Here is a 13,912-nt window from a genome sequence, read left to right on the forward strand (position 1 = left end):
GACCGCTTCGACCGCGCACCGGGCTCTGGGATGACGGGTGGTCGGCACCCGTCGGGGCATGGGCGAACCGGGGCAGCGCACAGGGGTGCCGGTGAGGCCGGCGATGACGAACCGCAGTGGATCTACGGCCATGGGTGCCTAGTTAAGATGACTAATTCGGCCGGGGCAAGAGTCCGGATCTTCTTCCCCCGTCCGAACGTTCGTCTCCGGACACGACCGGCGGAGACCGGCTCGACCTTGACCGGAATCGTTCGCCGAGGACGCCCCGGCCCCCGGGGCGGGCCGGAGCGCACCGGGGCGGACCAGGGCAGACCGGGCCGGATCCGCCGAGCCGGCGGGCCTACTTGGCGAAGCGGACCTCCGGATAAGCCGCCGAGGGCCCGTCCAGCAGCCGGCCCGGGCGGTCGAGCAGGTGCCGGTCGAAGAACGCGCCGAGGTACGCCCGGGTGGCGGCGAGCGCGCGGTCGCCCTTGATGCTGCCGTACTGCTCCGCGAGGCCCTCGGGCGGCAGTTGCTCGCGGATGCCGAGGGCGTCCACCAGCCAGTGCACGTCGCAGAACGACAGGTGTCCGGCCTCCGGCAGGTCCAGCCAGCGCTTCCAGCCGGTCAGGTGCCGCCAGGCCTCGTCCCAGTTCGCCGTCGGGGACTGGCCGGCGTGGCGCTGCGCGCCCAGCAGCAGCACCGGGCGGGAGAGGCCGTCGGCCGGGAGCGGGACGAAGAAGTCGCCGTCCAGGTTGGCGGCGGCGCGGATCCGGCCGTCCTGGCGCATCGCCTCGACGGCGCTCGCGCCGCCGATGGAGTGGCCGGCCGCGCCGATCCGGTCGCGGTCGATCCGCAGGCCGCGGACGAGGCCTGGCCCGGGCGCGGTCAGTCGGTCGATCAGGAAGCCGATGTCCTTCGCCCGGCTGCGGATCACCTCGGCCGCCAGCCGGTCGTCCACCTTGTCGCAGATCAGGCACGCCTCGATCCGCCCGTCGGGGAACTGCACGGCCGTCTCGTAGGTGTGGTCCAGCGCGGCCACCGCGTAGCCCCGGGCCGCGAGGTCCTCGGCGAGGGCGGTGAGCGAGGAGCGGTCGTAGCCGAAGCCGGGCGAGAGCACGACCAACGGATGCCGCCCGGGCGCCGGCACCGTGCGGGCCTTGACCCCCGTGCGCACGGCGGCGAGGTCCGGGGTGCCGTACCGGGCGGTGGACAGCTCCGGGGAGAGGTACGGCAGTTGCTCGCCGCGCGCGGACTGCGCCGGGTACCAGAGGGTGGCCATCAGTTCGCGGGTGGCGGTGTCCGGCCGCCAGGGGTCGGGCCGGCCGGTGTCCACCAGGTGGACCGAGGTGGCGCCGATCGGGCGGCGCGTGGTGGGCGCGGGCACCCGCACCTCGGCCGCCGCGCCGGCGGGCGAGGCCGACAAGGCTGACGAGCCCGACGAAGCCGAAGAGGCCGAAGAGGCCGCGGCGGAGGGCGGCGGTCCGGCGGCCGGGGAGACGGCCGAAGCGGTCTGCGGGCCGGCCAGCGAGAGGAGGGCGGCGATGGGTACGGCGAACCGGGCGGCGCTGCGCCACCGGGGAGTTGTCGACATGACGCCACGTTAGGTTCGCGGCCGGCGCCGGCGCGTCCTGCCCGCGACGTAACCGGCTCAGCCGCTGGTCGGACCCGCCGCGCCGGACGGACCCCGCCGCTCGGGCGGAGCCGCCTCCACCCTGAGCGGGCGGGTGGGTCCGGAAATGTGCGGCCAGGAGCGGATCACGAACTCCGCCCCCGGCCGCATCCCCCCGCGCGGTACGCGCTGTCGGTCGGCTCCGACCCGGCCTGCCCTCAGGCCGACGGCGACGACTGCCTCCGTTGCAGCCACAGCCCCGTGAGGGACACGGCCACGGTGAGCGCCAGCGCCAGCAGGGCGTCGACGCGCGAGTCCGCCAGGACGATCATCACCGTGTACAGCCCGAGGAGCGCGAGCAGCGCCGCCCAGGTGAGCCCCGGGAACAGCCAGACGCCGGTGCCGGGGACGGGCCGGCGCCCGCCGGCGCGGTCCTGACGGCCGAGCACCAGGTGGGCCGCGGCGATGCCGATCCAGGTGACGTAGACGGTGTCGCCGGTGATGTCGACGAGCCGGCTGAAGGCGGTCGTCGGGTGGAAGACCTGCAGGAGCAGGCAGAGCGCCGCCAGCGCGGAGGTGAACAGGATCGCCGCGTGCGGTGCCCCGCGCCGGGAGATCCGGGCGAAGAGCGACGGCGCGTCGCGGTCCCGGGCCAGCGCGAACAGCATCCGGGAGCTGGCGTAGACCTGGGAGTTCATCGTGGAGAGCATCGCCGCGAACAGCACGATGTTCAGCACGGTGGACGCACCGGGCATGCCGAGGTACTCGAGGGTGGCGGCGAACGGGCTCTCGCCGACGGCGGCGCTGTTCCAGGGCAGCAGCAGGACGACCACGGACAGCGAGCCGAGGTAGAAGACGGTGACCCGCCACATGATCGTCCGGGTGCTCTTGCGGATCGCGGCGGCGGCGTCCTCGGCCTCGCCGGCGGCGATGGTCACGATCTCCGTACCGGAGAAGGAGAACATCGCGCCGGAGGTGGCGATCACGACACCGCTGAGGCCCATCGGGAGGAAGCCCCCCTGGCCCAGCAGGTTCCCGGTGCCGGGCGCGGACGTGCCCGGCAGCAGGCCGGCGACCGCGACCAGGCCGACGGCGATGAACAGGGCGATCACCGCGACCTTGACCCACACCACCCAGAACTCCATCTCGCCGTAGGCGCGCACGGAGACGAGGTTGACGGCGGTCACCGTGCCGAGCATCACCAGGGCGACCAGCCAGACCGGGAGGGCCGGGAGCCAGCCGTGCACGATCTGGCCGGCCGCGATGGACTCGATGCACATGCCCAGCGGCCAGCCGACCCAGTAGATCCAGCCGCTGGCGAACCCGGCCCAGCGGCCGAACGCCAGTCGGCCGTACACCGCGAAGGCGCCGGTGTCGGGGCGGGTCACGGACATCTCGGCGAGCATCCGCATGACGACCACGACGATGGCGGCCGTCAGGCCGTAGGCGATCAGGACGCCCGGGCCCGCCTGCTGGATGCTCACGCCCGAGCCGACGAACAGCCCGGCGCCGACCGCTCCGCCGATGCTGATCATGGTCATGTGGCGGCTGAGCAGGCTCCGCGACAGCTGCGGCCCGCCGCCCGCCGCGCGGTCCTGCCCGGCCTCGACGGTAACGGCGTCCGCGCGCCCCTTGGTGTCGCTCACGACTGCGGCTCCACTCTCGGTTGGGCGCCCGCCGGGGCGTCCGCCGGGCCGTCCGTCTGGGCGTTCACCTGGGCCAGCAGCGCGCGGAACAGCGGCAGCCGCAGCTCGGAGTCGGGTTCGAGCGCCTCCGGGTGCCACTGGACGCCGACGGTCCAGGCCGCCCGCGGGTCGCCGGACGCCTCGACGGCTTCCACGCACCCGTCGTCGGCGCGGGCCGACACCCGCAGTCCGTCGCCCACCCGGTCGACCGCCTGGTGGTGCCCGGAGGCCACCGGGATCCGGCCGCGCCCGAACGCCTCGGCCACCGCGCTGTCGGCCGACAGCGCGACGTCGTGGACGGCCCACTCGACACCGGGCTCCGGGTTGTGCGTGACCGGGGTCGGCGCCATGTCGACGTGGAGGCTCCCCCCGCGGAGGATGTTGAGCAGCTGCATGCCGCGGCAGATCCCGAGCATCGGCCGCCGGTGCTCCAGGGCGTACCGGACCACCGCGGCGTCCAGCCCGTCCTGTACGGGGTTGACGTCGTACAGCGACGGGTGGTCGGAGTCGGCACCGTACAGGGCCGGGTCGACGTCCCCTCCGCCGGGCACCACGAAGCCGGCGCAGTCGGCGAGTCGCTCGTCCAGCGGGCTGTCCGCGGAGTCCGGCTGCAGCAGGACGGGCTCGGCGCCGGCGGCCCGGACCAGGCCGACGACCTCGTCAAAAATGCGGTTCGCCTCGCCGATCCGCACGTCGGCGTCCGGGGCGTCGCCGTCGCTGAGGCGTACGGGTATCCCGATGAGGGGTGCCGGGTGGTCGGTGACGCTCATAGGCTCTCCTGTTGAACGGCTTGCGGATGAGATGCGAAATCTAGAAGATAGATTTCATGGATGGCAAGGGGTGGACTCAACACATCGAGCCGGTGCGTTCTGCGGGGGCCGCGGAGGCCATCGCCCGCCGGCTCGGCGAACTGATCGGCGCGCGGATCCTCGTCGGGGGTGACCGCCTACCGCCGGAGAAGACCCTGGCCGAGCTGTTCGGGGTCGCCGTGATGACGGTCCGCCACTCGATGGCGGTGCTGCGCGAGGACGGCCTGATCGAGACACGGCGCGGCCACGGGGCCGGCACCTACGTCGTCCCCGACATCCTCACCCGCATCGGCGAACTGACCGCCCTTCACCCGTACACGCTCGCCGACATCGAGGAGCTGACGGCCTGGCGGATCGCCGTGTCCGGAGAGGCCTCCGCCCGGGCCGCCCGGCGGGCCTCCGAAGCGGGACTGGCCCGGATGCGCGAGCTGGAGGCCGCCGCCGACGCGGCCCTCGCCGACGCGGAGGCCTACCGCACGGCGGACGCCGGACTCCACCTGCACATCGCCGAACTCTCCGGCTCCAAGCGCCTGTTGGAGGCCGAGCAGGGAATCCAGCACGAGCTGACCCGGCTGCTCGCCAACCACCCCGGCGGCACCGAGGCCCGCAGCACCCCCGACCAGCGCCACCGCGCCCTCGCCGCCGCGATCGAGGACCGCGACCCGGCCCGGGCCCGCGAACAGTTCACCGTCCACGCCGAGGCCACCGCGGACCTCTTCCTCCCCTTCGTCCAGCAGCCGCCCCGCCCCGCCTGACGGACCGGCGAACGCCGCCCGGTACCCAGGTGCGCGTGCCGCCGCCCCGGCCGTCGGTCGGGGCGGCGGCACCGGTCACCAGGTGACGGGCAGCGCGTGGAGACCGTAGACCTCGTTGTTGACCCGGTAGGCGACGTCCTCGGCCGGGCACGCGAGGGCAAGCCCGGGCAGCCGCCGCAGCAGCGCGGGCACCGCGACCCGCAGTTCGACGCGGGCCAGCGGTGCGCCGAGGCAGCGGTGCGGGCCGTGCCCGAAGGCCACGTGCGACACGGGCGCGCGTCCGATGTCGAAGCGCTCCATCCCGGCGCCGAGCGCCGGGTCGCGGTTGGCCACGGGCAGTTGGCAGACGACCTGGTCACCGGCCTTGATCGGCACGCCGCCGACCTCGGTGTCACGCCGCGCGGTCCGGGCCAGCGCGGTGCTGGACACGGACAGGTAGCGCAGCAACTCCTCGACGGCGGTGTCGATCACCGGGTCGTCCTCGGCGGCGGCGCGCAGCCGGGCGGCCTGTTCCGGGTGCGACAGCAGGGCCAGCACGCCCAGGCCGATCGTGTTGGACACGGTGACGTGGCCGGCGAGCAGCAGCAGCTCGCAGACACCGACCAGTTCGGAGTCCGACACCGCGCCGCCGTGCTCCCGGACGAGCATGCCGATCATCCCGTCGTCCGGGCTGCGCCGTTTCTCCGCGACCAGGGAGGCCATGTACGCGTGCGACTCCCGGCCGGCCGCGAGCCGTTCCTCCATCGGCAGTCCGAGGTCCAGCGTGGTGCGGGACCAGCGGTGGAACTGCCCCTGGTCGGGGTCGGGAACGCCGAGCAACGCGCAGATCACCCCGAGGGGCAGCGGCAGGGCGAAGTCGTCCATCAGGTCCGCCGAGCGCCCCCGCGACTCCATGGCGTCGATCAGCTCGTCGGCCAGGGTGCGGATCATCGGCTCCAGTGAGCGGATCCGCTTCCCGGTGAACTCCGGCGTCAGGACCCGGCGCAGCCGCGTGTGCTCCGGCGCGTCCATGTTGAGGAGCTCGTTCGGCAGGACCGGAGCGCGTTCCGGGTCGTACATCGCGAACGTCTCCTGGTCGGCCAGCACGCGCCGCACGTCGGCGTGCCGGGTGACGAGCCAGTACTCGCCGACCCGGTGCAGCCAGAAGTCCCGGACGCGCCGGACCGGCTCCCCCCGCTGGGCCTCGCTCAGCGCCGGGCCCGGGCCGAGCCCGTCGCGACGGTAGAAGATCGAGACCGGCGGCGCTTCCTGCTCACTCATGGACCCTCCCGAGACCACCCGATATCCACTCCCGATACCCAGGTGCTCGCGCCGCCGCGCGCTTCGGCGCCGATCCCGTGCGGCGTGCGGGCGCGCGCGGGCCTCGTGCGCGCGCCCTCCCCCGGGCCGGAGCCGCCCCCTGCGCCGCCCGGTCCCCCCGCGCTCCGGTCAGCGCCGCCCCTCCTCGGACCTGACCGTGACGGGTGCCGGCTATGACGTTGCTCATCGGGACGTCCGGTTTCGGAAGGGTTTCGGGAGGTTCGGGCGGTAGGAGCCTTCCTCCTGCGCGGCACGGCCGCAACCGAATTCCCACTGCCCGCCCCGCCGGGCCACCCCTCACCGGGCGCGGGTGTCAGAAGCCGGAGAGCGCGTCCAGCAGGTCCTGGAGCAGGGCATCGTCGATGGGCGTGCGGTGGGCGAGCTTGTTGCGGGCCCGCCGGAGCGTGCGCAGCCGGGCGAACTGGACCTCGGTCAGGGTGATGTCCCGGTGCACCGCCGCGTCGTAGAGCTCACCGAGTTCCATGGATGCCGCATCCGCCGACGAGCCGTTGGCGTCGCGCAGGGACCGCCGGACATAGGTGTCGACGAGTCGGGTGACACCGCGCACCGCTATGCGTGGAAGCAGCTCGACGAAGCCGAGGCGGGCGTCGTCGATGAGCGGCAGCAGGACGCGGTTCTGGGCCTGCCAGACCAGCTTGTCGAGTTCCGTGCCACCGGAGCTCCTCGCACCGGCGCGGGGGCTGTGCCGGACCTGCCCCTCCCAGCTGTCGACCAGCCCGGCCGACCAGCGTTCACGCAGGCCGTTCTCGGGGAGCGGCGCGTACGCCGCTCCGGGCGTGGCCTGCCCCTGGGCGCCCTGCTCGACGGCGGTGTCCACGGGGCAGCACGCACGGAGGGCGGAGGCCAGGTCGCCGGTCCTGCCGTTCCAGGCCCTGGCGAGCTCCACCGCCAGTCCCAGATCCGGCCCGGCCGTCTGGACCACGGTCTCGCGGCGCAGGGCGTGCCGGATGAGCTTGGCCGGCGTCATGCGGTCGTGGGCCTGTCCGAAGCCCGTGTGCGGGATCGCGTCGGCGACCACGGTGGCCGTGTCGAGGTGGTTCCAGACTCCCCACCACCAGTGTGGCCTCGACACCGTTCCGTCGAGCAGCCCCATGGTGTCCGCCTCCAGGTCCTGGAGGCGGGAGGCCACCAGGAGGCGCGGGCGATCGCTCGGCTTGAGGCCGGCCTCCTTCACGGCGGCCTGGAAGCGTCGTACCAGCCGCGAGACCGCGTGCGGGTCCGCCTCGGCCCAGGCCCGGACGACGAGCACGGGCGTACGGCCGTCCGCGCCGCCGACCAGCCCGGAGACCAGGTCCCCGTCCAGGCCGAGGCTGCGGGCCAGGCGCGCGGCGACGTCGGTGTCCGGGCCGTCGGACGACCGGTCGTCGGGGGTGGGGGCCGGCGGCAGGCCGTCGGACGCCCGGTGGCCGCCACCGCCGACAGCCCCGAACGCGTCCCAGTCCCCGAAGCCGTCGTCGACGTCGAAGAAACCGTCGTCGACGTCGAAGGCGTCCTCGAAGCGGTGATCGCCCGGTTCGCCCCCGCTGCCGAGCGGCTCCCAGGAACCCCACGGCTCCGGCGGGTCCGCGGCCGGAGCCGGGCGCGGAACCGGCTCCCGGCCGGGAACGTCCACGACGTCGTCCAGGCCGTGGATCACCTGCTCCACGGCCCGGTCGGCGCGGCCCGACTCCACCTCGGCGTCCGGGAACAGCCAGACGCAGCTCAGCCCGGCGCGCAGGTCGGCGAGCACCCCGGCACAGTGGCGCCGTGCGCCCGGCAGGTACCGGACCGCCTCCGCGGACAGCGCGCCGGCCGGATCGACGAGCTCGGTCACACCGCCCCACCCTGCGCGCCCGCCACGGTCTTGAGTGCGCGGAAGGTGACGCTGTCGACGGTGAGGACCTCGCCGTCGTCGTCGAGGACCCCGAGGGCCTCCAGGTCCGCCAGCAGCGCCTCGGCCTCGTCCAGGTCGTCGTCGAGCACCACGGCCAGGTCCTGCGGGATGGTGTGGGCCCTTCCCTGCCGGTGCTCCTCCGGGCTGAACATGTCGGCCCAGCCGGCCATCTGCCCGACCCGGCGGTCGGAGAGGCCGACCCGCCGCAGGTGGTCACGGGCGAACTCCGGGTCGTCCGTCCGGGCCCGGAGGTCGTCGAAGACCGTCTCCCGGGGGGTGCCCTGCAGGTACTGGGCGATGGCCCGCTCGACGAAGCCGGGCCAGCCCCCGGTCACCTCGATCAGGTTGCGACGCTCCTGGACCGAGACGAAGGGCTGCTCCGGCCAGGCCCGCAGGCTGGTCGTGTTCCAGCGCCGCGGCTGCGTCCGGGAAACCTTCGGGAAGTCGGGGCGCAGCGCGGTCAACGGGTCGACGACCACCAGCGCGCGCCGGCGCGGGATCTCCTTGCCCTCCTCCTCCGACGCCGAGGCGTACTTGGCGAGCCGCTCGACGTCGGCCCGCACCCGCGCCACCGGAACGCCCCGCAGGTCGACGAAGAGCAGGTGCGGGGAGCGCTCCCGGGCCCACTTGGTGACCGTCTGGGTCAGCTCCGCGGGCGCCACGGGCACCACCTGACACGCTCGTCCGACGTGCTGCTCCGCGGCCCTGGCCAGGGAGCCGGCACCGAGCGCCGCCGTGGCCGTGACCACCGCCGTGCGCCGGAACAGCGCGTCGTGCCACTGCTCGTCCGTCAACGGGCTCATCCGCATGACCCGCTTGCGGTCGACGCCGATGGACCGGCGGGCGACGCGCGGGTTGTAGTCGTACTTCTGGGTGAACTCGCTGGTACGCAGCTCCGCTTTCAGCTCGTCACGGGTGCCGAGCATGTTGACGAGGTTCGGGCTGCGCATGACGAAGCTGTTGCTCCGGCCGGGGAGCGGGAGGACCAGGCCGAGGCCCTCCATCTCCACCAGGTCGGTCCTGACCTCGTCCACGCCGTTCTGCTCCGGGAACCCGTCCGGCCAGACCCGGTGCGCCTCCTCCTGGAGCTCCTGGGGCGTGTAACCGCGGGCGTAGCCGTCCGTGAGGCTGCGCAGGGCCAGGATCAGCGTCAGGACCCGGTACCTGTCCTCCAGGTCGATGGTCAGGCGGAGCCGGTCCCGGATCTTGTCCCGGATGCCTCCGTTCTCGACGACCTTCTGCACGTCGGCGTTGGTGATCCGGGGGCGCCCGCCCTCCGCGGACAGGGAGCGGCCCTGCATCTCCTCGACCAGCCCCTCGCAGACGATCTGCACGAGGTTGGCCTGGTTGTTGGTCAGGGCCAGGATGCTCCAGACCAGATCGGGGTTCTCGAAGAAGAGTCCGGCCGCGGCCAGCGGCTCGACGACCAGGTCGATCGCGGCCTTCGCGCGCAGCGGACCGACCAGGACCGGTTCGCCGCCGTGCCCGGTGATGGAGTTGGTGAGCCGGTTGTAGCGCTGCACCTGGTGCAGGCCCGCGAACACGATCTTGAAGCGGCGCTCGGTGTCGGCCATCAGCTTCATCAGGCCGGTGAGGGTCCGGAAGGTCGACTGCGCCCCCACCGTCTCGACCGGCCGGGCGTCCGCGTTGAGGAAGGCGTCCGCCTCGTCGGCGAGGAAGAGGATACGGCGCTCCTCGCTCGCGTTCAGCCACTGCTGGACCTGGTCGCCGATGGCGGTGGGGGCAGCGTGCTCCGAGACGCTGCGGTCGAGCACCCCGGCGGCCTTCAGCTGCTGCGCCAGCACGCCCCAGATCTCCTGCGGAAGCCGGCTGAGCCCGATCTCGGCGAACCGGAGGTCGGTGTAGACCGCGACCTGGTTGCCGCCGTGCCCGGACCGGAAGCTGTCGGCCACCTGCTGGAGCAGCGAGGACTTGCCCAGCTGCCGCCCGCCGTAGAGGAAGAGGCCGCCCTCGCGGGCCATGATCGTGCGCTTCTCGTGGTCGCGGCCCTTGAACACCTCGGCGGCGACCTGACCGGCCCGGAAGGGCTCGTACGGCCGGTACGCGGCCCACGGCAGCGTCACCCGCTGCACCGCGCGGAAGGATCGGGCCTCACCGGCGGCGATCCAGCCGAACACCGCCGGGTCGACGACGATCGCCTGCTGCGGCTTCTGGTGGGAGGCCTGGGCGAGCCGCCGGCGCCCGCCGATGCCGAGCGGCTGCAGGTAGAGGATGATGTTGGCGCCGAGCGCGGACTCGGGCAGGTGACGCAGCAGGGCGTCGGCGCCGACCTCCTCGGTGCCGACGAGGAGGACCCGGTAGACGCCCTTGGCACGGGAGCCGATCAGGGACACGTAGCCCGGGACGTTGTCGCTGATCTCCGCGGTGATCGAGAGCGTCATCACCTGCCAGTCCTTGCGGTCCTGGTCCACCAGCCGGACCGGGCCCTTGACGCTCAGGCCGAGCATCCGCAGCACGCTGGGGACGTGCTTCTGGAAGGAGTTGCGGCGCTCGTTCAACCGTCCGAGCGCCTCCCAGGCCGCCAGGGCCGCCGTGACCGCGTCGGTCTCCGCCTGTCCGGAGCGCCCGCGCGCGTAGTGGTCGAACCACCAGCGCGCGTCGGCTCCGGTGCTGCCGGCCTTGGGCGAGTCCGGGTGGCGCACGCCCTCCAGGAAGGCCGCCAGCTCGGTGCCGGTCTCGACGACCTGTTCCGGGATGCGGTCGCCCTTGCGGGCGAAGGTGAGCAGTTCCTCGGCGGTGGCGACGTCGCCGCGGTCGATCAGCGCGCTGATCCGGGCGAGGTCCGCCGCTTCGAGCTTCAGCTCGACCAGTTGCTCGCGCAGCTGGTCCGTCTTCTCCACCATCCGGTCCTTCAGCTGGGAGACGACGTCCCGCACCCGTTCCAGCAGCGGACGGAACCGCAGGCTGCGGTCCGAGGTCTTGAGGTCGAGGAGCTGGGCCGCCAGATGGCTCTCCTGCTCGGGGGTGAGCAGGTTCTGCAGGCGGACCTGCGCGAAGAGGTTGTCGGCCTGGCGCAGGGCCGCGTCGGCCCGCTCCCGCCAGTGGGCCTCGGCGTCGCCGAGCCTGCGCCGCCACGCGTCCAGCTGGTTCGCCTCGGGCGCGGCGACGGTGCCCAGCCGGCCCGCCGCCGCCAGGTCGAGCAGTCGCCCGGCGATGTGCAGGTCACCGCGGTCGAGGTGGGCGGCGAAGGCCTTCCCCGGGTCGGCGGGCCGCACGAGCTCCAGCAGCGCGTCCAGGGAGTCCGCGGCGCCGAGGTCGGGCGTGTCCTGGCCGTCGGCCGCCACGGTCCAGGCCAGGCGGGGCAGGACGAGCAGCACGTCGGTGCCGGGCAGGCCGGGCAGGGCCCGTGAGACGCCCCGGGAGTCTCTGGTGCCGATCCAGTCGAGCAGCAGCCGGACCGCCTCGCCGCCGGGGCCCGGCAGCGGCGCCGCCTGCCGCGCCGCCCGCAGCGCCGCGACCAGCTCGCTTCCGAGCCGCCGGCTGTCGCCGCGCGGCGGCATCTCGGCGACCTGGACCGCCTCGCGCAGCAGCGCCATCACCTCCCCGATGCGCCCCCGGAGTTGGTCCAGGGCGGTGGCGATGATCTTGGTCTTCCGCTGGTTGGGCGAACTGACCCGGCGCGTCGCCTCCCTGATGATCCGATCGATCGCGTCGTGTTCCCCGTAGGTGTTCTCCAGGTCCTGACGGAGCTCTTCGGAGGTGGCGCCGCCCGCCGACCACGCCACGATCAGGTTGAGGGTGTGCCCCAGCTCCGCGTCGTCCTTGAGCAGGGTCTGGAGCACCCGCGACGCGAGCTGGTACGCCACCTTGCTGGTCCCCAGACGGGCCTTGAGGGCCTGCGCCCGGTCACGCAGGTCCGCCGGGTCGACGGTGTCGTCCTGCCCGAGCCGGACCTCGTCGCCCGGCTGGACGGACACCCCCCTGCGGATCTCCAGGGCCAGCGTCCGGAAGAGCTCGTTCCAGACCTCGGGCAGGCCCGGGAGCTGGGCGAAGTCGTTGACGATCGGCAGCGCCCACCCCGCCTGCAGTCCGCTGCGCACCGCGGCGGCCAGCGCGATGAGGTAGCCGTCGCGGTCCTCCGCGGTCGGCAGCGCCCCGTCCTCGACGCCGATCTGCAGGGCTATCGCGGCCTGCTGCCCGGGGACCAGCCCGAACGCCGACGTGGCGAAGGCCAGGGACTGGCGCCGCTCCCGGCGCTCCCGGGCGGCCGTGGTCAGCCAGTACGCCTCGGCCAGCCGGCCCTCGGAGATCAGCTGCGCGACCGGGGAGGGGCCGGCACCGGTCCGCGTCCAGACGTCGGTCGGCTCGGCGGTCGACTCGACGGTCACCGGTGCCGCGACCGGCTCGGCGGCCTTCGGCTCGGCCTCGGGCGAGGTCTGCTTCGGGATGCCGAGCGGGTGGACGGCGCGCTTCTCCACCAACTGCTCGGGCACGACCGGCGGTTCACCGATCGCGACCGTGGCGGTGGTGGCGGGCCCGACTCGGCTGTCGGACTCGGCCGCGGTCCGCGGGGACACGGACGGCTCCGTCGGTACGGTCTCCGGGGCCTCGCCGGCCGGCGCCGGCTCGGATCCGGTCGCGCCGTCGCCCGCCGTGGGCTCCGCCGGTACGGTCTCCTGGACCGCGAACTCCTCCTCGGGGACCGGCGTGTCGAGGGTGTCGACGGGCTGCTCGGACGCCTCGACCGCGACCTCCGGCGGCTGCGCTTCGCGCTCGATCGCGGCCGGGACGGCATCCGCCTCCGCCTCCGCACCGGCCGGGGACGGCAGTTCCTCGCCCGCGGCCTCGGCCGCCCCGTCCGGCCCGGCGGACTCCTCGGGGCGGGTGACGTCGGCCGGGCCGGGCACCGGCTGCCGTTCCGTGACCGACCGCAGCTCCCGGAGCCGGGTGTCGATGGCGTCGATCTCCACCTGCAGCGCACTCCGCACGCCCGCGTAGTTCACCGTGGCCACCATGGCGACGAGGTCCGCACGCTCGGCCTCCGCCGCCGCGATCTCCTCGACGACCTTCGCCGAGCGGACGTCCGCCAGGATCCGGTCGAGGTCGTCATGGGTCTGCGCGGCCGTCCACCGGACGTCGGCGCCGAGTCCGAGCGCCAACTCGGCCGTGGCAGCCCGCCGGTCGTACCAGGCGTCCACCGCCGCGGACAGGCCGGCGTCCCGATTCCCCGCTCCCCGGCGGACGTCCACCGCGAGGCTCTCCAGCCGCCCGGCCAGCGCCTCGCCTTCCCTGCGCAGGCGGTGCGCAGCGGCTTCGAGCTGCCCCGCCAGGTCGTCAGACACCAAGTTCTCCCCGTCTGCGGCTTCGGATCGTGTGCTGTGCGGGTCGCCGCACTGGTCCTCCTGCGCGGCCGCGCCGAACCCGGGCGGCTCCGCCCTGCTCGCGCGCCGGCGTTTCGGCTCGGGCCAGTCGGCCGGCGTGACAGCGGCCTCCCACAGTGCGTCCCAGTGCTCCAGGACCCGGCCGCGCTCGGGCATGTCCTCGTCGGCCAGCGGATACCAGTGGAGGGCGAGGCAGGCGAGCGACGGTGGCAGGCTCGTCAACACCGCCGTCAGGCACTCGGTGCCCACGCTCTGTAAGCCCTGTTTCGTGAAGCCGCGCTGACGGGCCATCTGGTCGGCCACCTCGTGGCCGACCGCGGCTATGTGCAGGAGCAGGTCCATGGGCGCCTTGGCGACCCAGGAACGCATGCCCGCGGCGTTCGCGCCAGCCTGCCGGGTCGGTTCGCCCCGGTACGCGAAGGGGTGGCCGTGCACGACGGCGACGAAGGCGAGCAGGTGCTGAAGGGCATCCGGCGGCTGACTGGAGAGCCAACGGCGAAGTTCGGGAGCTGGCGGCACGCCCGCCATCCTCACACG

At 73.9% G+C, this 13,912-nt stretch carries 7 protein-coding genes; 1 reads left to right on the forward strand and 6 read right to left on the reverse strand.

Annotated elements, in window-relative coordinates:
- Nucleotides 1-340 precede the first annotated feature (340 nt).
- From ACGF13_RS32525 to ACGF13_RS32535, 3 genes are all read right to left on the reverse strand, one after another.
- Nucleotides 341-1,573 (reverse strand): alpha/beta hydrolase family protein, encoded by a 1,233-nt coding sequence (locus ACGF13_RS32525; protein WP_392882145.1) that lies wholly within the window; start codon nt 1,571-1,573, stop codon nt 341-343.
- A 236-nt stretch (nt 1,574-1,809) separates the two neighbouring features.
- Nucleotides 1,810-3,237 carry an amino acid permease gene (locus ACGF13_RS32530; protein ID WP_392882146.1) on the reverse strand — a complete coding sequence of 476 codons (1,428 nt, stop codon included), beginning with the start codon at nt 3,235-3,237 and terminating at the stop codon, nt 1,810-1,812.
- A complete protein-coding gene (locus ACGF13_RS32535; RefSeq protein WP_392882148.1) occupies nt 3,234-4,046 on the reverse strand; it encodes a gamma-glutamyl-gamma-aminobutyrate hydrolase family protein in 813 nt (270 codons plus the stop codon). Before ACGF13_RS32535 ends, ACGF13_RS32530 begins: the two co-directional genes overlap by 4 nt.
- A 56-nt stretch (nt 4,047-4,102) precedes the next feature.
- Between ACGF13_RS32535 and ACGF13_RS32540 the strand changes: the two genes are divergently transcribed.
- Complete coding sequence (locus ACGF13_RS32540) at nt 4,103-4,840, forward strand: FadR/GntR family transcriptional regulator (RefSeq protein WP_392882151.1); 738 nt, start codon at nt 4,103-4,105, stop codon at nt 4,838-4,840.
- A gap of 75 nt (nt 4,841-4,915) precedes the next feature.
- On the opposite strand, the gene ACGF13_RS32545 is transcribed toward ACGF13_RS32540, so the two are convergent.
- The 3 genes from ACGF13_RS32545 to ACGF13_RS32555 form a co-directional block, all read right to left on the reverse strand.
- Nucleotides 4,916-6,100, reverse strand: a complete 1,185-nt coding sequence (locus ACGF13_RS32545; protein ID WP_392882153.1) for a cytochrome P450 — start codon at nt 6,098-6,100, stop codon at nt 4,916-4,918.
- 352 nt (nt 6,101-6,452) lie between these two features.
- Nucleotides 6,453-7,973, reverse strand: coding sequence for a hypothetical protein (locus ACGF13_RS32550; protein ID WP_392882155.1), 1,521 nt, complete (start codon nt 7,971-7,973; stop codon nt 6,453-6,455).
- Nucleotides 7,970-13,894, reverse strand: coding sequence for a hypothetical protein (locus ACGF13_RS32555; RefSeq protein WP_392882158.1), 5,925 nt, complete (start codon nt 13,892-13,894; stop codon nt 7,970-7,972). The genes ACGF13_RS32550 and ACGF13_RS32555 overlap by 4 nt, the downstream gene beginning before the upstream one ends.
- Nucleotides 13,895-13,912 lie beyond the last annotated feature (18 nt).

The sequence above is a fragment of the Kitasatospora sp. NPDC048286 genome (genome assembly GCF_043201735.1).
Lineage (GTDB): Bacteria > Actinomycetota > Actinomycetes > Streptomycetales > Streptomycetaceae > Kitasatospora.